21 protein-coding genes are annotated in these 20,916 nt (G+C 30.0%); 13 read left to right on the forward strand and 8 right to left on the reverse strand.

Annotation, left to right across the window (positions count from 1 at the left end; translation table 11 throughout):
- Window positions 1–450 precede the first annotated feature (450 nt).
- The 7 genes from gyrA to dnaA all read right to left on the reverse strand — a co-directional run bounded on the left by gyrA (window position 451) and on the right by dnaA (window position 9,526).
- Window positions 451–3,003 (reverse strand): DNA gyrase subunit A, encoded by a 2,553-nt coding sequence (gene gyrA, locus ACREV6_RS00465; protein ID WP_431576084.1) that lies wholly within the window; start codon window positions 3,001–3,003, stop codon window positions 451–453.
- 89 nt (window positions 3,004–3,092) lie between these two features.
- The gene (gene gyrB, locus ACREV6_RS00470; RefSeq protein WP_431576085.1) at window positions 3,093–4,997 is read right to left on the reverse strand and encodes a DNA topoisomerase (ATP-hydrolyzing) subunit B; all 1,905 of its coding nucleotides are present in this window, start codon (window positions 4,995–4,997) and stop codon (window positions 3,093–3,095) included.
- A gap of 20 nt (window positions 4,998–5,017) precedes the next feature.
- Complete coding sequence (gene remB / locus ACREV6_RS00475) at window positions 5,018–5,281, reverse strand: extracellular matrix regulator RemB (RefSeq protein ID WP_164957322.1); 264 nt, start codon at window positions 5,279–5,281, stop codon at window positions 5,018–5,020.
- A 40-nt stretch (window positions 5,282–5,321) separates the two neighbouring features.
- Window positions 5,322–6,413, reverse strand: coding sequence for a DNA replication/repair protein RecF (gene recF / locus ACREV6_RS00480; protein ID WP_431576086.1), 1,092 nt, complete (start codon window positions 6,411–6,413; stop codon window positions 5,322–5,324).
- 135 nt (window positions 6,414–6,548) lie between these two features.
- Entirely contained in the window at window positions 6,549–6,755 is a 207-nt protein-coding gene (locus tag ACREV6_RS00485) for an RNA-binding S4 domain-containing protein (protein WP_431576087.1), read from the reverse strand.
- 38 nt (window positions 6,756–6,793) lie between these two features.
- On the reverse strand, window positions 6,794–7,903 hold the full coding sequence (gene dnaN / locus ACREV6_RS00490) for a DNA polymerase III subunit beta (protein WP_431576088.1): 1,110 nt from the start codon (window positions 7,901–7,903) through the stop codon (window positions 6,794–6,796).
- Window positions 7,904–8,173: 270 nt separating this feature from the next.
- On the reverse strand, window positions 8,174–9,526 hold the full coding sequence (dnaA, locus tag ACREV6_RS00495; protein WP_431576089.1) for a chromosomal replication initiator protein DnaA: 1,353 nt from the start codon (window positions 9,524–9,526) through the stop codon (window positions 8,174–8,176).
- Between the two features lie 544 nt (window positions 9,527–10,070).
- Between dnaA and rpmH the strand changes: the two genes are divergently transcribed.
- The 13 genes from rpmH to ACREV6_RS00560 all read left to right on the forward strand — a co-directional run bounded on the left by rpmH (window position 10,071) and on the right by ACREV6_RS00560 (window position 20,018).
- Entirely contained in the window at window positions 10,071–10,205 is a 135-nt protein-coding gene (gene rpmH / locus ACREV6_RS00500) for a 50S ribosomal protein L34 (RefSeq protein WP_216299086.1), read from the forward strand.
- 52 nt (window positions 10,206–10,257) lie between these two features.
- Window positions 10,258–10,638, forward strand: coding sequence for a ribonuclease P protein component (gene rnpA, locus ACREV6_RS00505; RefSeq protein ID WP_431576090.1), 381 nt, complete (start codon window positions 10,258–10,260; stop codon window positions 10,636–10,638).
- Window positions 10,601–10,810: a membrane protein insertion efficiency factor YidD gene (yidD, locus tag ACREV6_RS00510; protein WP_431576091.1), complete on the forward strand. Its 210-nt coding sequence runs from the start codon at window positions 10,601–10,603 to the stop codon at window positions 10,808–10,810. The genes rnpA and yidD overlap by 38 nt, the downstream gene beginning before the upstream one ends.
- Before the next feature lie 20 nt (window positions 10,811–10,830).
- Window positions 10,831–11,508: a membrane protein insertase YidC gene (gene yidC / locus ACREV6_RS00515; RefSeq protein ID WP_431576092.1), complete on the forward strand. Its 678-nt coding sequence runs from the start codon at window positions 10,831–10,833 to the stop codon at window positions 11,506–11,508.
- Window positions 11,509–11,554: 46 nt separating this feature from the next.
- Complete coding sequence (gene jag / locus ACREV6_RS00520; protein WP_431576093.1) at window positions 11,555–12,181, forward strand: RNA-binding cell elongation regulator Jag/EloR; 627 nt, start codon at window positions 11,555–11,557, stop codon at window positions 12,179–12,181.
- 264 nt (window positions 12,182–12,445) lie between these two features.
- A complete protein-coding gene (mnmE, locus tag ACREV6_RS00525; RefSeq protein ID WP_431576094.1) occupies window positions 12,446–13,822 on the forward strand; it encodes a tRNA uridine-5-carboxymethylaminomethyl(34) synthesis GTPase MnmE in 1,377 nt (458 codons plus the stop codon).
- Between the two features lie 8 nt (window positions 13,823–13,830).
- Entirely contained in the window at window positions 13,831–15,720 is a 1,890-nt protein-coding gene (mnmG, locus tag ACREV6_RS00530; protein WP_431576095.1) for a tRNA uridine-5-carboxymethylaminomethyl(34) synthesis enzyme MnmG, read from the forward strand.
- A 14-nt stretch (window positions 15,721–15,734) separates the two neighbouring features.
- A complete protein-coding gene (gene rsmG, locus ACREV6_RS00535) occupies window positions 15,735–16,454 on the forward strand; it encodes a 16S rRNA (guanine(527)-N(7))-methyltransferase RsmG (RefSeq protein WP_431576096.1) in 720 nt (239 codons plus the stop codon).
- 104 nt (window positions 16,455–16,558) lie between these two features.
- A complete protein-coding gene (noc, locus tag ACREV6_RS00540; protein ID WP_431576097.1) occupies window positions 16,559–17,338 on the forward strand; it encodes a nucleoid occlusion protein in 780 nt (259 codons plus the stop codon).
- A 169-nt stretch (window positions 17,339–17,507) separates the two neighbouring features.
- Window positions 17,508–18,275, forward strand: a complete 768-nt coding sequence (locus ACREV6_RS00545) for a ParA family protein (RefSeq protein WP_431576098.1) — start codon at window positions 17,508–17,510, stop codon at window positions 18,273–18,275.
- A 6-nt stretch (window positions 18,276–18,281) separates the two neighbouring features.
- Entirely contained in the window at window positions 18,282–19,136 is an 855-nt protein-coding gene (locus tag ACREV6_RS00550) for a ParB/RepB/Spo0J family partition protein (RefSeq protein WP_431576099.1), read from the forward strand.
- 39 nt (window positions 19,137–19,175) lie between these two features.
- On the forward strand, window positions 19,176–19,679 hold the full coding sequence (locus ACREV6_RS00555; protein ID WP_431576100.1) for a DUF4446 family protein: 504 nt from the start codon (window positions 19,176–19,178) through the stop codon (window positions 19,677–19,679).
- 81 nt (window positions 19,680–19,760) lie between these two features.
- Window positions 19,761–20,018 (forward strand): YkuS family protein, encoded by a 258-nt coding sequence (locus ACREV6_RS00560; RefSeq protein WP_431576101.1) that lies wholly within the window; start codon window positions 19,761–19,763, stop codon window positions 20,016–20,018.
- A gap of 281 nt (window positions 20,019–20,299) precedes the next feature.
- Here ACREV6_RS00560 and yyaC read toward each other — a convergent pair whose 3' ends face one another.
- Entirely contained in the window at window positions 20,300–20,902 is a 603-nt protein-coding gene (gene yyaC, locus ACREV6_RS00565) for a spore protease YyaC (RefSeq protein ID WP_431576102.1), read from the reverse strand.
- Between the last annotated feature and the right edge of the window lie 14 nt (window positions 20,903–20,916).

A 20,916-nucleotide genomic window follows, 5' to 3' on the forward strand; every position in this document is an offset into this window, starting at 1 on the left:
CGACTAAAATTACTTTTTTATCTAAAGTAATTAACTGGTCAAGCGAAATGTTATTTCGCTATTTTACCTATTTCTCTGTTTAATTTTCAAAGACCAACTTACTTTGTCATCATGTGACGACTTCTACAATTCTACTATTTAATTCACAAATTGTCAATATATTTTTCTATTTTTAAAATATTATTTTAATCTTAGAAAATCACTTAACTTTTGAAATTAAACTGATATTACTTATCGTTTGTGACGACAAGGAGTATTGTATCAAATCTATTCCATTGTGTATTTTAAGTAGCTCTATTTCACCCTATATTATCATGATTTCTCTATATATATCTTTATTTTTCTCTAATTTACTGCTTGAGATACACTAGGTTCGTTATATTATAAATTGAAAAAAGTACTTATCCCAAATAATTTGGAATAAGTACTTTAATTTCTTAATATTATGTTTTAATCTTCTGTTTCAGAATTTGTATCATGAGCTATACCATCATTTGTTTCATCATTTATATCTATGTCTTCTTCTGCCTTAAAAGGTGTTTCTTCAATTTCTTCTAGTGAAGGATTCTCCTCTGAATTAATTTCATCACTACAATTTATTTTAGCTATAGCAACGATATTATCTCCTTCGCCATTCTTCATTAAAGTAACTCCCATAGTATTTCTACTTGTAGTTGATATTCCAGATACATTTAATCTTATAACAATACCATTACTATTTATAAGTATCATTTCATCTCCGTCTTTTACTATTCTAGCACCTACAAGTTTTCCTGTTTTCTCTGATACCTTATAAGTTATTACGCCTTTACCACCTCTGTGTTGAAGTGTGTATTGTGAAACTACGGTTCTTTTTCCAAAGCCCTTTTCACTTATAACTAAAAGTTCTTCTTCTGGCTTAACAATATTCATAGCCACTACGATGTCATCCTGTCTTAAAGTTAATGCTTTAACTCCAGTTGCAGTTCTTCCCATACCTCTTACATCTTTTTCACTAAATCTTATAGAATAACCATTTTTTGTAGCAAATAGCATTTCACTATCTCCAGTGGTTATTGCAGCCCCGATTAATTCATCATCTTCTCTTAAATTTATTGCATTTAAGCCATTCTTCCTTATAGAAGAATATTTATCAAGTGATGTTTTCTTAATTAAACCATGCTTTGTTCCCATTATAAGGTAATTATCCTCAGTAAATTCTCTAAGAGATATAACCGCTTGTATCTTATCGTCATTCGCAAGAGGTATAATATTTACCAAGTTTGTTCCCTTAGCTGTTCTTCCACCTTCAGGAATTTCATATGCCTTTAATCTAAATGCTTTCCCTTTGTTTGTGAATAACAAAAGATTATTATGAGTTGAGGTTATAAAAATATGTTCTACAAAGTCATCTTCTTTTGTAGTAACACCTTGTATTCCTCTACCCCCTCTTTTTTGAGCACTATAAGTATCAGCCGGAAGTCTCTTTATATAACCTGCATGAGTTAAAGTTATTACAACATCTGTCTCTTGAATTAAATCTTCCTCATCTATGCTATATGGATTTTTTTCTATTGCTGTTCTTCTAGTATCACCATATTTATTTCTAATCTCTATAAGTTCATCTTTTATTATGTTAAGTAATACCATTTCATCTGCTAATATTCCATTTAAATAATTAATGGTTTTCATTAATTCGTTATACTCATCTTCAATTTTATCTCTTTCAAGCCCTGTAAGTCTTCCAAGTCTCATTTCAACAATTGCAGTGGCTTGTTTTTCTGATAGTTCAAACGCATTTATTAAACTTTCTTTAGCTTCACTAATGCTTTTAGATGCTCTTATTAAACGAATTACTTCATCAATATGGTCTAATGCAATTTTCATACCTTCTAAGATATGAGCTTTAGCTAAGGCTTTATCTAGATCAAATTGAGTTCTTCTTCTTACTACCTCTTTTTGATGGTCTAAATAATAAACTAAACACTGTTTTAAATTTAATGTTTGTGGTTCTCCATTTACAAGAGCTATCATTATAACTCCAAAAGTATCTTGCATCCTAGTATGTTTAAATAGCCTATTTAATACTATATTAGGATTTGCATCTCTTTTTAGTTCTATAACAATTCTCATGCCTTCTCTATCTGATTCATCTCGAAGGTCTGATATTCCATCTATTTTCTTGTCTTTTACTAAATCTGCAATACCTTCTATAAGTCTTGCTTTATTAACTTGATAAGGTAATTCTGTTACTATTATTGTATTTCTACCTTTATGCTCTTCAATGTCTGTTTTAGCCCTTACCAAGATTCTTCCTCTTCCTGTTTCATAAGCACTTTTTATTCCCGCTCTTCCTAAAATAATTCCTGCTGTAGGAAAATCTGGACCTTTTATTTTTGTCATTAAATCACTTATTTCAACTTCTGAATCATCAATAAGCATTAACACTCCATCTATAACCTCTATTAAGTTATGTGGAGGTATATTGGTTGCCATACCAACTGCAATACCTGTTGAACCATTAACTAAAAGATTAGGAAATCTTGAAGGTAACACTGATGGCTCTTTTTCTTCTCCATCAAAGTTAGGAATAAAATCTACTGTCTCTTTATTAATATCGCGAAGCATCTGTGTTGTAATTTTACTCATTTTAGCTTCTGTATATCTCATTGCTGCTGCTCCGTCACCATCTACAGAACCAAAATTTCCATGACCATCAACCAAAATACATCTTTGAGAAAAGTCTTGAGCCATCCTAACTAAAGCGCCATATACTGCAGTATCACCATGTGGGTGATACTTACCTAAAACATCTCCAACAATTCTTGCACACTTTCTATATCCCTTTTCTGGAGTTAACCCTAATTCATGCATAGAGAATAATATTCTTCTATGAACAGGTTTAAGACCATCCCGTACATCTGGAAGCGCACGACTTACTATAACGCTCATAGCGTAATCTATATAGGATTTTTTCATTTCGTACCTTATATCAATAGGTTTAATTTTTCCCTGATTATTCATCTGTTACACCTCTTCAAACAAAATATTTTAACAACACACAGAAAATGATACCGTTATTCTCCATGTGTTACGGTAATTATACTAATCTACTATATATCTAAATTAAGTACTTTCTTAGCATTTTCTTGTATAAACTCACGACGTGGTTCTACTTTATCCCCCATAAGAATAGTAAATATTTCGTCGGCTGCCATTGCATCCTCTACATGGACCTGAAGGAGAGTTCTCTCTTCGGGATTCATTGTTGTATCCCAAAGCTGGTCCGGATTCATTTCCCCAAGACCTTTGTATCTTTGGATATCAGTATTATTGTCTTTTCCCCCTACTTCCAAAAGTACCTTTTCAAGCTCTTTCTCAGTATATACATAGTGCTCTTTCTTACCTTTAGTAACCTTAAATAATGGAGGTTGAGCTACATATACGTGTCCTTCTTCTACTAGCTCTTTCATATATCTATAAAAGAAGGTTAATAATAGTGTTCTAATATGTGCTCCATCTACATCCGCATCTGTCATAATAATAATACGATCGTATCTTATTTTTTTCACATCAAAATCTTTTCCTATACCAGCACCAAATGCTGTTATCATAGCCCTAATTTCGAGTGATGCTAGCATCTTGTCAATTCTTTGCTTTTCAACATTCATTATTTTTCCTTTAAGTGGAAGTATAGCTTGGAATTTTCTGTCTCTCCCTTGCTTCGCAGATCCTCCAGCCGAGTCACCTTCGACCAAGTATATTTCGCATTCCATAGGATCTTTTGAAGCACAATCGGATAATTTACCAGGAAGAGTAGTACTTTCAAGGATTGATTTTCTTCTTGTAAGTTCTCTTGCTTTTTTTGCTGCATCTCGAGCTCTAGCTGCGTTTAATGATTTATCTATTATTTTTTTACCAAGCTCTGGATTTTCCTCTAGAACATTGCTGATAGCCTCACCAACTATTCCATCAACTATGCCTCTTACTTCACTATTTCCAAGTTTAGTTTTTGTTTGACCCTCAAATTGAGGATCCGTAAGCTTTATAGATATTACTGCAGTAAGACCTTCTCGTACGTCCTCGCCAGATAGATTTTTATCATTTTCTTTTAGGAAACCAAATTTTTTAGCATAATCATTTACTATTCTTGTTAAAGCATTCTTAAAACCAACTAGATGTGTTCCGCCCTCTACTGTATCTATATTATTAGCAAAAGAAAATAAATTTTCAGTGTAGGTATCATTGTATTGCAATGCTATTTCAACGATATACTCATCCTTACGTCCTTCAATGTATATAGTATCGTGGATTTTACCTTTATTTCTATTTAGATAATCTACAAAGGATTTTATTCCACCTTCGTATAAAAATTCTTGTTTTTTATCTTCTCTCTCGTCTGTAAGGGTTATTCTTATACCCTTATTTAAAAAAGCGAGTTCGCGAAGTCTTTGAGATACTGTTTCATAATCAAAATCAATTTCCTCAAAAATTTCTGCATCAGGCATAAAGAAAATTTTTGTTCCATGTTCCTCTGTTTTTCCTATATTTACTAGTGTACTAGTAGTTTTTCCCTTTGAGAATGTTTGTTTCCATATGTCCCCATCAACTTTGACTTCAACTTCACAAATTTCAGACAATGCATTAACTACAGATGCTCCAACGCCATGAAGACCACCTGACACTTTGTAGGCCCCACCACCAAATTTTCCACCTGCATGAAGTACAGTCATTATAACTTCTACAGTAGGTATTTTCATTTTATGGTGCATTCCTACAGGCATACCACGACCATCATCTATAACAGTTATAGAATTATCTGGATGTATAAATACATCAATATTTTTACAAAAACCTGCCATTGCCTCATCTATACTATTGTCTACAATTTCATAAACTAGATGATGAAGTCCACGAATACTGGTACTTCCTATGTACATACCAGGTCTTTTTCTTACTGCTTCTAATCCTTCAAGTACTTGTATTTGACTTTCGTCATAAATATTATTAATTTCCATGTATATCCTCCTAATCTAATCTATAGCGCATAATATACAGTCTCTGTTCTTTTGCATAGTGTTTGAGATGATATTGGTGATAGATATATTTTACTTTTTTTATCTACCTCAGCAATAACAAAAGACTTAGCGATGTTCTTTGTTATCCTCTCTACAAAACCATCTTCTTCAGCCATTCTTAAAAATTGAATAGTGTCTGAGCTATACATAGTAGTTTCCATGTCAAATATACCTATAATGTCCTTTATAGGTACTACTACATTTTCTCCTAAATGTAAAAACATATAATATCCTCCTTAATAATCCATTGTTTCTTTTTTTAATCTATGTAATTTCTTTTAATTTACCTGACATAACCTCAAAAATCTTATTTTCAGGCTTTAAATATTTTCTTATATCGTTAATTCCAGTGCAGGTAATTAGTGTTTGAACTTCTTTTATAGAATTTAATATATATTCTTGCCTTTTTATATCTAATTCAGACAAAACATCATCAAGTAATAATACTGGATATTCTCCAGTTAGTTCTTTTATTATTGCTAATGCTCCGAATTTAATAGTTAAAACCGCAGTTCTCTGCTGTCCTTGCGATCCAAATGTTTTAGCATCCATACCGTTAATATCTATGGAAAAATCATCTCTATGTGGTCCAATTGATGTAGTCTTAGTTTCTATATCTCTTTTTCTATTTTTACATAGGAGCATATACAAGTTTTCTTGTATATTATTTACGTCCTTAATAGGTGTTAGATATTTAATTTCAATTACTTCACTTTTAGATGTTATATCACTATGTATTATTTTTCCTTTTTGGTTTAATTTATCTAGATAGTTGATTCTATCTTTTATTATAATTGCACCAAATTCACTAAGTTGTTTATCATATACATCTATAATATCACTGTTTGTGTTCCATTTTTTTATAGTCAAGTTTCTCTCATTTAAAACTTTCTTATACTGGGTTAAGCTATGGTAGTAACGACGGCTTAACTTACATAGCTCTATATCTAAAAATTTTCGCCTATATGATGGCGAATCTTTAACAATATTTAAATCTTCAGGAGAAAACATAATCACATTAAAGCTTCCTATCAGCTCTGACATCTTTTGAACTTTTATAGAGTTTATATTAACGCCTTTTCTACCTTCTTTAAAAATTTTTATTTCTATCTTTTTATCGAGTCTGGTTTTGCATACATAAAGCTTTATATATGCTTCTGTGCCATTCCAGTTTATTAATTCTTTATCTCTATTTGTTCTGTGAGACTTAGCTAAACTACAATAATAAATTGCTTCTAAAATATTTGTTTTCCCTTGGGCATTATCTCCCACAAATACATTAGTTCCTTTATTTAATTCTATAATTAATCCATCAAAATTTCTAAAATTTAGAAGTTGTAAATATTTTATATGCATACAATCACCTAATACAATTATAACATATATATATATAATTATATTATTTAATATGTATAAATATATTTACATAATTTTTTATATTATAGACATAAATTGTGCACCGGATAATTTTTCCGGTGCATTTAAATAATTTTAAACTATTTTATAAAATTCATTATTAAACTCTATTATATCTCCTTTAGTTAACTTTTTACCCCTCTGTGTTTCTATTTCTCCATTTACTTTAATATCTTGGTTTTTGATATAATATTTTGCCTCTGTTCCTAAACAAGCTATTCCAGCCCATTTTAGAAAAGAATCTAATTTTATTATTTCTGTTTCAATTTTTATTTCATTCATTTTAAAACCTTCTTTTCTTAAATATTATTATATATATCTTAATTATTTGTCGCTCTTATTCTTACTGGTAACACCATATAGGTACAATTATTTTTTTCTTTGTTTTTTACTACACAAGGATTAACACCACTAGAAAACTCCATAAGTATTTCGTCCTCTTCCATTATTTTAAGTAGCTCAATTAGATATTTTGAGTTAAATGCAATTTGAAGAGGCTCTCCTTGCAAAATTATATTAATTTCTTCTCTAGACTTTCCCAATTGAGAATTAGAAGTAATTATCATGTTATCTTCTTCTATATTAAATTTAACTAAATTAGTATTTCCCTCTTTTGCCATAAGAGAAGCTCTTTCTATGCAGTTTAATAATTCAGATCTTTTAGCTGTTATTTTTAAATTATATTCTTCTGGTATTATTGAATTGTATTTTATAAATTCACCCTCTAGTAATCTTGATATAACCTTTGTTTTTCCAATATTAAATAGTATATGGTTTGGTGTGAAAGTTATATTAACCAGTTCATCTGTTTCTTCTAATATTTTTGATACTTCACTTAATGTTTTACCTGGAATTACAGCAGTTATATTAGAATCGTTATCTACGCTTTCACTTCTAAATGCAACTCTATAGCCGTCCAGTGCTACAAGATTGAGCTTTTTATCTTTTATTTCAAATAAGACTCCTGTAAGTATTGGTCTAGTTTCATCTTGGGCGACTGCAAAAATAGTACCTCTCATCATATTTTTCAGCACTTTTTGAGAAATTGAAAAAATCATATTTTCGAGTATATTAGGTAAACTAGGATAGTCATCTCCGTTCATATGTATTATGGTTGCATAGGATTTTTCACAAACTATCTTAATAGCATTATTATCTTCTGATGTTATCTCAATAGCGCTATTTGGTAATTTTCTTATGATTTCACCAAATAGTTTTGAATCTAAAACTACACTTCCGTCTTCTATAACATCTGCAGTAATCTTAGCTTCAATGCTTAAGTCAATGTCAGATCCTATAAGTGTTACTTCTTTATTCTTAGCAATTATTAATATACCTTGAAGTATCGGCATAGTTGATTTTCCAGTAATAGCTTTTTGAACATTTGAAATTGCTTCTTGTAATATATTTTTTTCGCATATAAATTTCATAAAAAAAAGACCTCCTTATCCACATGGGAAATTTATTAAAGATAGGTAAGATAATAATCTAAAAATAGTAGTAATAGTAGTAGGGGCTGTTGATATGTTAGAAACATACCTTAGGCGTTACACAGCAACAAAGCTATGTAAAACTAATTGTGGATAAGTATGCAAAAAAAAATCAAAGTTATCCACAGTATCAACAGCTAAGCTTTATGTATTATTTTATACACAACATTATATATAAATAGTATCAACACCTGTTGGTAAAGTAGTATACTATTTTTGACTTATCTTTTTAGTTAGTTCAGCTACGTTATCTTGCAGGTTTTCATCTTCTTTAAGTCCTTTAGATATTTTCTCACAGGCATGGATTACAGTTGTATGATCGCGACCTCCAAATTCCTCACCTATTTTAGGCAGCGACATATCTGTAAGCTTTCTACATAAATACATTGCAATTTGTCTTGGAAAGGTTATATTTCTAGTTCGTCTTGAAGATTTAAAATCCTCAACTTTTAAATTAAAATAGCTAGAAACTATATCTTGTATTAGCTCAATAGTTACTTGCTTTGAATTTCTACTAGAAATAATATCTTTAAGAGCTTCCGACGCCAAATCGATTCCAATCTCTTTATTAGTTAGAGAAGAAAAAGCTACGATTCTAATAAGAGCGCCTTCTAGTTCTCGTATATTAGATTTTATTTTAGTAGCAATATACACCAATACATCATTTGGAATGTTTAAATTCTCTACATCTGCTTTCTTCTTTAAAATGGCAATTCTAGTTTCAAAATCTGGTGGTTGTATATCAGCTATAAGCCCCCATTCAAATCTAGAACGCAGTCTATCTTCTAGAGTTGGTATTTCTTTCGGAGGTCTATCACTAGATAAAATAATTTGTTTATTTGCTTCATGAAGATCGTTAAATGTATGGAAAAATTCTTCTTGTGTACGTTCTTTACCTGCAATGAATTGAATATCATCAATTAGAAGTACATCTACATTCCGGTACTTATTTCTAAATTCTACGTTTTTATCATCTTTAATAGAATTTATAAGTTCATTTGTAAATTTTTCTGAAGAAACGTAAACAACCTTAGATTTTGGGTTGTTTGATAATATATAATGACCAATAGCGTGCATTAAATGCGTTTTTCCAAGACCAACTCCTCCATAAATAAATAGTGGGTTATAAGCCTTAGCAGGAGATTCAGCTACAGCCAGAGATGCAGCATGAGCAAATCTATTACTATTTCCAATTACAAAAGAATCAAATGTATACTTTGGGTTTAGGGTTGCAGACATTTCATCATTAACTATTAGGTTATTTCTTTCGGCTTCTCTTTTCGCTTTCGGTGTTTCAATTTCTGCTACTTCTTCAGATAATATAAAGAATTCTATTTTATATGTTTTAGAAGTAAGTAATTTAACGGCATTCATTATTAAATCCTTATATCTATTTTCAAGAATGTCTTTGGTAAAATTATTAGGAACACCTAATTTAAAAGTATTATTATCTAAGGCCATAGGTTCTATACTTTTAATCCAAGTATTAAAACTAACTTCTGTAAGTTCGCCTTTTATTATATTTAAGGTTTTTTCCCATATATCTTTAATTTGGGTGTTCATGTTCTACCCTCCAGTTCAAATAAAAAAAATATTTTATGTAAAAACAAACAATGTATAAACAGAGTTATAAACAATAAATAAATACATTATGTGTTGTTGATAAATAGCATTAAAAATATTCACATGTTAATAACTATGTTAACATTTTTAATAGCAATTAAGTTATAAACAATTATAAAAAAAAAGTATTAACAGATTAAATAAGGAATAAATCTATTTATATAGCCAAAAATAGTTAAGTAAAAACAAGTTTAGTACAATATTATAGTAGTTATTCACAATTTTGTCCACAAGTTGTGAATAACTTTATTAATATATAGGTTATTCACAGTTCTTTCTTATATAATATCAAAAAATAACAAGGTGTTCAAGAAGTTATCCACAAAAAATCATATAAATATAAAAAATATCAACAATATTAATTAAAATGGTTATCTTGACAATATGAAGTTGTGAATATATAATCTAATAGTAAAACCATAAATATGCGATTGAAATATGATTGTTATAATTTAAAGGTTATAGAGAAGGGGGTGTAGTAGATATGTTCATGACTTACCAACCTAAAAAAAGACAAAGAAAGAAAGAGCACGGATTTAGAAAGAGAATGAAAACCGCTTCTGGTAGAAACGTTCTTCAAAGAAGAAGACAAAAAGGTAGAAAAAGATTGACAGCATAAGGGCCGCTAATGTGGCCTTTTTCTGCAATTTGCGGAAACGAGGGCGGCTAATATGAATTTTAATGTTAAGAAGTACAGAATTAGAAAGAATACTGAATTTAGAACAGTATATAGAAGAGGAAAATCTTTTTCTAACCTACTATTAGTATTATATATATATAGGAATGGCAAAGATATTAATAGATGTGGAATATCTGTAAGCAAAAAGGTAGGAAAAAGTGTAACTAGAAGTAGAGTTAAAAGACTTATAGGAGAAAGCTATAGGCTTAATAATGAAGGATTAAAGACAGGATATGATTTAGTGTTTATTGCGAGGAATCCTTCTAATGGTAAAAATTATAAAGAAATAGAGAGTGCTTTGAAGAATTTGCTTAAGAAAGCAGGTTTGATTAATAATGAAAAAAATACTTATACTGGGTATCAAAAGTTATAGAAAATATATATCACCTCTTAAGAGGCCTTGTTGTATATTTTACCCTACATGTTCTCAGTATACTTTAGAAGCTATTGAAAAGTATGGAGCAGTAAAAGGCTCTATTATGGGAGTAAAGAGAATACTTAGATGTCATCCTTATAATAAGGGCGGCTTTGATCCAGTTAAATAACCACTTGGGAGGTTTTATATTTGAATTTAGATTTTTTAACTCTTCCACTTGAAAAGTTCTTTTACTTTTTACATAGTGGCGTTCATACAGTTATACCAAATAATAATGTATCATTTGGACTCGCAATAATTCTTTTTACAGTTATAATAAGAATATTATTGTTGCCTTTAAGTATTAAACAGACTAAATCAACGGCTAAAATGGGTGCAATTGGTCCAGAAGTGAAGAAAGTTCAAGAAAAATATAAAAAGGATCCACAAAAGTCCCAGCAAGAAGTAATGAAGCTTTATAAAGAAAATGGAGTAAATCCAATGGGTGGATGTTTACCAATGCTTATACAAATGCCTATTCTATTTGCTTTGTTTGCTGTGTTTCAAAAGCTAAATATGCAAGGTGCTGGATTTTTATGGATGTCAGATTTAACAAAGCCCGACCCTAGATGGATATTACCAATATTATCTGCTGTTACAACATACTTTTCATCAAAGCTTATGCAACCACCAGCTGGCGGCGCTCAGTCTAAACAAACTTCAACAATGAATACCGGAATGGCTATAATGATGGGAGTTATGGGTATTAAAATGAAAGGTGCATTAGTATTATATTGGGTAATAAATAACGTATTACAAGTAATCCAAACTTTAGTTATAAATAAAATAGAGCTTGGAAAAACAGATATTGTAAAAAAACAGATTTAACACAATTGCCTAATTTTGATAGTGAGAAAGGCGGGTGTAGTGTGGTATGAAGATTATAGAAATGATGGGGAAGAATGTAGAGGATGCAATTAATAATGCATTGAATGAATTAAAGGTTACGAGAGATAAAGTTAAAGTGGAAACATTAGACGAAGGTAGCAAAGGGTTTTTAAATATTATAGGGGTAAAACCTGCTAAAATTAGAGTTACAGTTAAAAGAGATAGTCTATATGAAGCTAAAAAGTTCCTAACGGAAGTATTGCAATCTATGAGTATGAAAGCAGAAATAGAACTTAAAGATGAAAATAATGAAATTAGAATTGACTTAATTGGACCTAATATGGGACTATTAATAGGATATAGAGGTGAAACACTAGATTCTCTTCAATATCTTGTAAGTTTAGTTGTAAACAAAAGTCATGATGAAGAGTATAAAAGGGTAATATTAGATACTGAGAATTATAGAGCAAAAAGAGAAGAAACACTAAAGAGACTTGCATCAAAAATTGCCTATAAGGTAAGGGTTAGTGGGAGAGTACTAAAACTTGAACCTATGAATCCTTATGAGAGAAGAATAATACACTCTACGCTTCAAAATGATCCATATGTTTATACCTTTAGTGAAGGTGAAGAACCCTATAGAAGAGTTGTAGTTGATTTAAAGAAAGCCTAAGGGCTTTCTTTTTAAATTCACAAAACTAAGTGTAAAATTAATTATATTCTTAAGTTTCAAAGTTGTATTTTAAATATATTTTTGAAGATTAGCATTCTTAATTCCTAAATATTGCACCAGTAGGTGATGATTTAGCATTGAATTTTACGAATATTATTAAAAACACTTATAATAAGGTAATAAAAACCACAGGAGTTGCTTTGATATAATATATTTAAAAAGGATATAATAATAAATATTCATAAAATTAGGAGGTCATATTTAATGAAAGAATTTGATACTATAGCTGCAATAGCAACTAGTATAGGTGAAGGTGGTATATCTATAATTAGAGTATCTGGTGATAAGTCTATAGATATAGTGGACAGTATATTTACAGGTAAAAATAATAGAAAGCTTCATGATTTTAAATCTTATACTATGAGATATGGCCATGTTATTGATAAAAACGGTAGTAGACTTGATGAAGTTATTATTTCCTATATGAAAGGTCCTAAAAGTTTTACCGCAGAAGATACTATAGAGATAAATTGTCATGGTGGAGTGGTTGGAACTAATAGAATTTTACAAGAAATTATTAGAGCGGGAGCAAGAATGGCAGAACCTGGAGAATTTACTAAAAGAGCATTTTTGAATGGTAGAATAGATTTAAGTCAAGCGGAGGCAGTTATAGACATAATAAGAGCCAAAACAGAGCTTAGTATGAAGTCAGCACTTATGCAATCCGAAGGTTCAATTTCCAGGGAAATAAAAACAATAAGAAATAAATTACTTAGTGTAATTGCGAATATAGAGGTAACTGTTGATTATCCAGAAGAGGATATTGAAGAGGTAACCGCAGGAATGGTTACTGGAGAAGTTGCTTTAGTAATAAGCGAGATAGATATATTACTCAGTACGGCCGATGAAGGGAAAATTCTAAGAGAGGGCCTTAGCACTGTAATAGTTGGAAAACCTAATGTAGGTAAATCATCACTTCTTAATGCTCTACTTAAAGAAAAAAGAGCTATTGTTACAGACGTACCAGGCACTACTAGGGATGCAATAGAAGAATATATAAGTATCGAAGGTATACCAGTTAAGATAGTAGATACAGCAGGTATAAGGGAAACAGAAGATATAGTTGAAAAAATAGGAGTACAAACATCAAAAGAAAAAATAGATGAGGCGGATTTAGTTATCTTAATATTAGATTCTAGTATGAAGCTTAGTCATGAAGATAGAGAAATCATTGAATATATTAAAGAAAAAAAATATATTGTACTATTAAATAAAAGTGATTTAGGTGGTAAAATAGATAAGAGTGAATTACAAAGTCTTAAATCAAAATATATAACTAATATTTCAGCAAAAACAGGTGAAGGGTTAAGTCAGGTTAAAGAACATATAAAAGATTTATTCTTTAATGGTGAAATTAAAACTGAAGGAGTTTTTGTTACAAATAATAGACATAAGCAGTCATTAATAAGAGCAAAGGAAAACTTAGAATCATCACTAAATGCATTAGAATATACCTCAGCTATAGATTTGGCATCCATTGATATAAGGAATGCATGGATGAATTTAGGTGAGATTACAGGAGAGGCTTTAGAAGAAGATATTATACATAAGATATTCTCAGAATTTTGTTTAGGAAAGTAGGGATAAATATGAAATATGTTGCAGGAGATTTCGATGTTGTAGTTATTGGAGCGGGTCACGCAGGTTGTGAGGCAGCGCTAGCAGCTGCGAGAATAGGAAGCAAGACTTTAATTTGTGCTATAAACTTAGATAGTGTGGCATTAATGCCATGCAACCCCAATATTGGTGGTACAGCTAAAGGACATTTGGTAAGGGAAATAGATGCTCTTGGGGGAGAAATGGGATTAAATATTGATAATACATATATACAATCAAGAATGTTAAACACATCTAAGGGTCCGGCTGTGTTTTCACTCAGAGCTCAAGCGGATAAAAAAGCATATGGACAAAGAATGAAAAGTGTATTAGAAAAACAAGAAAATTTACAATTAAGACAATTAGAAGTAGTATCTATAGATGTTGAAAATGAAAAAGTTGTGGGTGTTCTTACTAAAAATGGCGCATATTTTAGGGCAAAGGCTGTAATTATAGCTTCTGGAACATATTTAAAATCAAAAGTTATAATTGGAGATTGTACCTATGATGAAGGTCCTAGTGGATTACTGCCAGCTAATGAACTTTCTAAATCTTTAGAGGAAATAGGAATAGTACTCAGAAGATTTAAAACGGGAACACCAGCTAGAATAAATAAAAGGTCCGTGGACTTTTCTAAAATGGAAGAGCAAGCTGGAGATATAGACGTAGTTCCATTTTCATTTATTAGTGGAGATATTAATCGAAACCAGATATGCTGCTATCTAACTTATACAAATGAGAACACTCATAATGTAATTAGAAAAAACATTCATAGATCTCCACTGTATAATGGTTCTATTGTGAGTACAGGTCCTAGATATTGTCCGTCAATTGAGGATAAAGTTATGAGATTTGCAGACAAGGAAAGGCATCAAATATTTATTGAACCTGAGGGAGAGAATACGCAGGAAATGTATGTTCAAGGTATGTCTAGCTCACTTCCAGAGGATGTTCAGGTTGAAGTGTTAAAAACAGTACCGGGACTTGAAAATGTAGAAATTATGAGAACGGCTTATGCAATAGAATATGATTGTATAGATTCTACGGATTTAAAACTTTCATTAGAATTTAAAAATACTCATGGGTTATTTTCAGCAGGACAAATAAATGGTAGCTCTGGATATGAGGAAGCTGCAGCTCAGGGTATTATGGCGGGAATTAATGCAGCTCTTTACATTCAAAAAAAAGATCCGTTAATATTAAAAAGATCTGATGGATATATAGGAGTTTTAATAGATGATTTGGTTACTAAAGGTACTAATGAACCATATAGGATGATGACTTCAAGAGCAGAGTATAGATTGCTACTAAGGCAAGATAACGCGGATTTAAGGTTAACTGAAATAGGATACGCAGTTGGCCTGGTTAACGTCTTTAGATATGAAACATTCAAAAAAAAGAAAATGCAATTAGACGCAGAACTCTACAGAATAAAACATCTGCAAATTACAAATAAAAAAGAAATTGAGGAATTTTTAATTTCTTGTAATTCAACACCACTTAAAAAGCCTATTAGTCTATACGAGCTTATAAAAAGACCGGAGCTTGATTATTATATAGTTGAGAAACTAGATGCAGAGCGTCCGCAGTTAAATAAGTATATACAACAGCAAGTTAATATTGTGTCAAAATATGAGGGTTATATCCAAAAACAATTAGACCAAATTCACCAATTTAAGAAGTTTGAAAACAAAATTATATCAAAAGATATAATTTATGACAATATAAAAGGATTAAGGATAGAGGCTATGCAAAAATTAGGTAAAATTAGACCTGAAAGTATAGGGCAAGCTTCCAGAATATCAGGGGTATCACCTGCAGATATGTCTGTTTTAATGATATATCTTGAACAACAGAATAGAATTAAGAATAAACAAGAATAATTCGGGGGTGAAGAATGAAATACTTTGATATAATGAATCAATCTAGTAATAATGAAGGACTTGAATTTAATGAAAAAAAGTATGAGCAATTTATGAAATATAAAGACCTCATACAAGAGTGGAATGAAAAAGTAAATTTAACTGCTATAAAAGAAGATGAAGAAATAGTAAAAAAACATTTTATTGATTCTATAAAAGTTTTTAAGTTTAAAGAGCTAAAAAGTGCAAAAAACGTCATAGATATAGGAACTGGAGGAGGATTTCCAGGTATACCTATGAAAATAATAAAACCAGAAATAAATATAGTTTTATTAGATTCACTAAACAAGAGAATTAATTTTTTAAATGAGGTGATTAAGGAACTTCAATTAAAAAATATTAAAGCTATTCACGGCAGAGCAGAAGATTTTGCACAAGAAAAGCAGTATAGAGAAAAATTTGATGTAGCAGTTTCAAGAGCTGTTGCTAATTTAACAGTACTTAGTGAATTTTGTATACCTTATGTAAAGGTGGGGGGATACTTTGTTGCAATGAAGGGACCTGCAGTTGAAGAGGAAATTAAGTGCTCCAAAAATGCAATTAGAATGCTAGGTGGACATATAGAACATATAGAAAAGGTGCAAATTGAAGATAGTGATTTCAACCACAATTTAGTAATAATACGTAAAATTGCAGAAACTCATAAGAAGTATCCTAGAAAAGCTGGTATGGTTACTAAAAATCCACTGTTATAGTGTTATAAATTGTCGTACGAAAAATCAAAAAAAAAGAAGGAAATAAAGAAAAAATAGAGAATTGTTAATAAAAGGAAAACGGAAAAACTTAAGGATGGTATATTATGCAAAATGATGTAAAATATGTATCTATAGAATTAATCTCTCCAAATGTCTATCAACCGCGAAAGCATTTTAATGAAGAAACTATTGGGGAACTTTCTCAGTCAATAAAAGCTTACGGAATAATCCAACCTTTAACAGTTAGAAAAAGTGGGGATAGCCGATATGAACTAGTAGCAGGGGAAAGAAGGCTAAGAGCAGCAAAAAAAATAGGGCTTCAGCAAGTTCCGGTAATTATTATAGATATTACAGATAAAGATTCTGCTGCAATTGCGCTACTGGAAAATTTACAAAGAGAAGATTTGAATTTTTTAGAAGAAGCATCGGCTTACTTTAATCTTATTCAAGATCATTCTTATACACAAGAGCAATTAGCACAGATAATAGGAAAGAAACAGTCAACAATAGCTAATAAATTAAGGTTATTAAAGTTGGATAAGGAAATAGCAAATAGTTTGATAGAAAATAAGCTTACTGAGAGACATGCTAGAGCCTTGTTAAAATTAGCTGATATAAATATTCAAAAGAAAGTACTTAAAATAGTTGTTGATAAATCACTTAATGTTAAAAATACAGAGGCACTTATTGAAAAAGAATTATTAAAGCTATGTAGAGATGAAGTAGCTACTGATGGAAAGAAAAAAATCAAGGGTATATTTGCACCTAGAGTTTATATAAATACAATTAAACAAGTTTTTGATAAGTATGGCATAAATGCAGAGTATAAATCTAGAGAATTAGAAGATAGTATAGAAGTAACAATAAGAATACCTAAAAAATAGATTGTAAAAAACAGAATGTTTCACGTGAAACATTCTGTTTTTTTTTATTTTTTTTAAAATATTTAAAATAATACTATTAATATACTTAACATAAATATATAATAAATTATATAGTAAAATTAACCTAGGCATATGCAAGTAAATAATATTATGAAGGGCAGGTGTAGTCATGGAAACCATATGTATTTTCAATCAAAAGGGGGGAGTAGGTAAAACTACTACTAATATAAATTTATGTTCTTATTTGGCCCTGCAAGGGAAAAAGATTTTAACAATAGATATCGATCCTCAGGGAAATACCACAAGCGGACTCGGATTTGACAAGAAAAAAATAAATTTATCAATGTATGATTTGTTAACATCAGATATTTCCATAAGAGATACGATAAAAGAATGTGAGCTAATAAATAATTTATACTTAGTACCATCAAAAATGGAACTTGCAGGTGCAGAAGTAGAATTGATAAATAGAAGTAATCGTGAAAATATATTAAAAGAAAAACTTAAAGAAATAGAAGGCGAATTTGATTATATTTTTATAGACTGTCCACCGTCACTGGGAATTTTAACTATAAATGCACTTACAGCTGCTACTAGCGTTCTCACACCTATTCAATGTGAATTTTATGCTTTAGAGGGTGTTGGACAATTAGTAAATACAATCCAATTAGTTAAAAAATCTCTAAATAAGAAACTGGAAATTCAAGGTGTAATCCTAAGCATGTATGATAATAGAACCAAACTATGTAATGAAGTTGTATCCGAAGTGAAGAAATATTTTAATGGTAAAGTTTATAAAACCACAATACCTAGAAATATAAGACTCGCTGAAGCACCAAGTTTTGGACTTCCAATTATGTTGTATGATGATAAATGCAAGGGGGCAGAAGCTTACGAACAATTAGCAAATGAATTTTTAGAAAGGCAAAGGAGATGATATATATTGAACAAAAAATTTGGATTAGGTAAGGGACTGGGGGCTTTGATACCAGAAGAAGAAATTATAGAAGATGGTTCCACAGTGCTTAAAATATCTATGAATTTAATTAAAGCTAATAAAGATCAACCGAGAAAAAGCTTTGACCCTGAAAAAATATCAGAACTCGCACAATCCATAAAAGAACATGGAGTTATACAGCCTATTATATTAAATAGAGAAGATGATACATATACAGTTATAGCAGGTGAAAGAAGGTTCAGAGCTGCTAAAAGCATTGGACTTGTGGAAATACCTGCAATTATTATGAACATAGAAAATAGAGAAGTGTTAGAAATATCATTAATAGAAAATATTCAAAGAGAGGATCTAAATCCTATAGAAGAAGCCCTAGCTTATAAAAGACTATTGGTGGATTTTAGTCTTACTCAAGAAGAAATAAGTAAAAAGGTATGTAAATCAAGAACAGCTATAACAAACTGTATGAGATTATTAAATTTAGATGAAAGAGTTCAAGATTACATAATAGATGGAGTTATTTCTGAAGGACATGGAAGAGCAATACTGGGGCTCGCTGATAAGGAAATTCAATATGGAATTGCTCAAATGGTTATAGACGATAGTCTTTCAGTTAGAGAAACAGAACGGTTAGTAAAAAATTATGAAAATGAAAATGAAAAAAAAGAAAAAGTAGTAAGAAATGAGAATAATATTTATTATAAAGACATAATGAATAAATTAGAGAATAGATTTGGTACTAAAGTTTTTATAAATTCTAAAAACAAGAACAAGGGTAAAATAGAAATTGAATATTACTCGGAAGAGGATTTTGAAAGAATTTTAGAAGTTTTTAATATATAATGTTTCACGTGAAACATAACGGAGAGGATGTAATTCATAATGCAAAGTATATTCAATTTTATAAATAGTGCACATATATATATAACATTAGTACTTATGATTTTTGTACTTATATTAATCATAATAATTATAACAACCTATGTATCTTTAAATAAATTAGAAAATAAATATAGGAAATTAATGCGGGGTGTAAATAATAAAAATTTAGAAGATATGATTATATCATATTTGGATAAAATTGATGGGGTTAAAGAAGAAAATGTGGTTATGAAACAAATGTATGAAGAAATAAGTGGAGAATTAAAAACTTGTGTTCAAAAGACCTCAACAATAAGATATAGAGCTTTTGATGATGTTGGGAGTGATTTAAGTTTCTCTATAGCACTCCTAGATGGAAACAATAATGGTGTTATATTGACAAGTATTTATGGTAGGAATGAGAGTACAACTTATGCTAAGCCTATAGATAAAGGAATATCTAGGTATGATTTATCTGAGGAAGAAAATAAGGTATTAAAAGATGCTATTAGTTCAAAAAAATAAATAAAAAAATATAGTGTTTTTATTTAAGATTTAATAATAAAAAATGTTTTTTGTGGAATACTAAAAACAAAGGGGTTTTTTATGGTAGTATGCATTTCACAAGAACTTGAATATTTACAGGATGAACTAATTAAAAGGGGATATACTGTGATAAATAATAGAGATAATAATACCTGTTGTGATGCAATAATATGCAAGCTTAAAGATGGGGGACTTATAAATCTAAATATGCAAAATAATATACGAAGAGAAGGAACTTTAATTATAGATAGTGGAAGTAAAACTATTGATGAAATAGAATATATATTGTGTAATAGAGTATATAGTTCAATATTTTAAAAAAACCACTCTTTAATATATTTTTAGCTTGTATAAAAATATGTACAAACCTTATTAAAAATCATTTTTAGGCAATGAAAATACACTGTAATGTTGAATTTTTATTTAATTTTATGTGAAATAAATAAAAAACAAATATAATATCTTAAGATGTTGTGAAAACATGTTTTAGATTTTATATTTGTTTTTTTATTTAAAAAATAAAGTAGCTACAATAATAAATGTAAGGCATACAATAACAGAAGTGCATCTTTGTCCTTCAGTATTTATTTATGCATAAATTAACCTTCAACATCTTTTATGCTGAAATCATCATATATGGAATTGAATTTTCTTCCTCCCACAGTTTTGAGTATTGAATGATATAAACCATTTGCAATAGCATCAGCAAGCATCATTACTGTATATAATCTTGTGTTTTGAAGAACCATAAATTCAAAGGCACCAGATATATTTACAACACCAGTTATGCTTAAATCGCCGACTTTGGGTAAATCTTTATTCATAGCGGCACCAGGGCACAATGGTTTTTCCTCAACAATTATTTTTCCTACATTTTGTAAACTTCCAAGGCAGGCATCAATTGCGATAATGTAAGGGTTAGTATAGGTATAGCTAATTTCATCAATTGTTTGACATAAATTTTTTGCGTGCACCGGGCACTCAAGACTGCCGTAAATGTGAATTTTATTTCTAACTAAAAATTTAAGTTTGTTTCCAACCAGCGGTCCTAAACTATCGCCAGTAGATCTGTCGGTTCCAATACATAAAACAACAATAGGACGTGAGCATTTTGCTATAGGAAAAATATATTGACTTATAATATCTCTTAGCTTAAAGGTACAATCTCTGGACATAGAATCTAATATAACTTTATCTACCATAAAAAAACCTCCTA

Origin of the sequence: Clostridium sp. (assembly GCF_050717515.1) — a bacterium.
Taxonomy (GTDB): domain Bacteria; phylum Bacillota; class Clostridia; order Clostridiales; family Clostridiaceae; genus Clostridium_AD.

Excerpts from the sequence above, each read along its gene's own strand:
- gyrA (WP_431576084.1), bottom strand. The coding sequence starts at position 3,003 with ATGAATAATCAGGGAAAAATTAAACCTATTGATATAAGGTACGAAATG.
- gyrB (WP_431576085.1), bottom strand. The coding sequence starts at position 4,997 with ATGGAAATTAATAATATTTATGACGAAAGTCAAATACAAGTACTTGAA.
- remB (WP_164957322.1), bottom strand. The coding sequence starts at position 5,281 with ATGTTTTTACATTTAGGAGAAAATGTAGTAGTACCTATAAAGGACATT.
- recF (WP_431576086.1), bottom strand. The coding sequence starts at position 6,413 with ATGCATATAAAATATTTACAACTTCTAAATTTTAGAAATTTTGATGGA.
- ACREV6_RS00485 (WP_431576087.1), bottom strand. The coding sequence starts at position 6,755 with ATGAATGAAATAAAAATTGAAACAGAAATAATAAAATTAGATTCTTTT.
- dnaN (WP_431576088.1), bottom strand. The coding sequence starts at position 7,903 with ATGAAATTTATATGCGAAAAAAATATATTACAAGAAGCAATTTCAAAT.
- dnaA (WP_431576089.1), bottom strand. The coding sequence starts at position 9,526 with ATGAACACCCAAATTAAAGATATATGGGAAAAAACCTTAAATATAATA.
- rpmH (WP_216299086.1), top strand. The coding sequence starts at position 10,071 with ATGTTCATGACTTACCAACCTAAAAAAAGACAAAGAAAGAAAGAGCAC.
- rnpA (WP_431576090.1), top strand. The coding sequence starts at position 10,258 with ATGAATTTTAATGTTAAGAAGTACAGAATTAGAAAGAATACTGAATTT.
- yidD (WP_431576091.1), top strand. The coding sequence starts at position 10,601 with ATGAAAAAAATACTTATACTGGGTATCAAAAGTTATAGAAAATATATA.
- jag (WP_431576093.1), top strand. The coding sequence starts at position 11,555 with ATGAAGATTATAGAAATGATGGGGAAGAATGTAGAGGATGCAATTAAT.
- mnmE (WP_431576094.1), top strand. The coding sequence starts at position 12,446 with ATGAAAGAATTTGATACTATAGCTGCAATAGCAACTAGTATAGGTGAA.
- mnmG (WP_431576095.1), top strand. The coding sequence starts at position 13,831 with ATGAAATATGTTGCAGGAGATTTCGATGTTGTAGTTATTGGAGCGGGT.
- rsmG (WP_431576096.1), top strand. The coding sequence starts at position 15,735 with ATGAAATACTTTGATATAATGAATCAATCTAGTAATAATGAAGGACTT.
- noc (WP_431576097.1), top strand. The coding sequence starts at position 16,559 with ATGCAAAATGATGTAAAATATGTATCTATAGAATTAATCTCTCCAAAT.
- ACREV6_RS00545 (WP_431576098.1), top strand. The coding sequence starts at position 17,508 with ATGGAAACCATATGTATTTTCAATCAAAAGGGGGGAGTAGGTAAAACT.
- ACREV6_RS00555 (WP_431576100.1), top strand. The coding sequence starts at position 19,176 with ATGCAAAGTATATTCAATTTTATAAATAGTGCACATATATATATAACA.
- ACREV6_RS00560 (WP_431576101.1), top strand. The coding sequence starts at position 19,761 with ATGGTAGTATGCATTTCACAAGAACTTGAATATTTACAGGATGAACTA.
- yyaC (WP_431576102.1), bottom strand. The coding sequence starts at position 20,902 with ATGGTAGATAAAGTTATATTAGATTCTATGTCCAGAGATTGTACCTTT.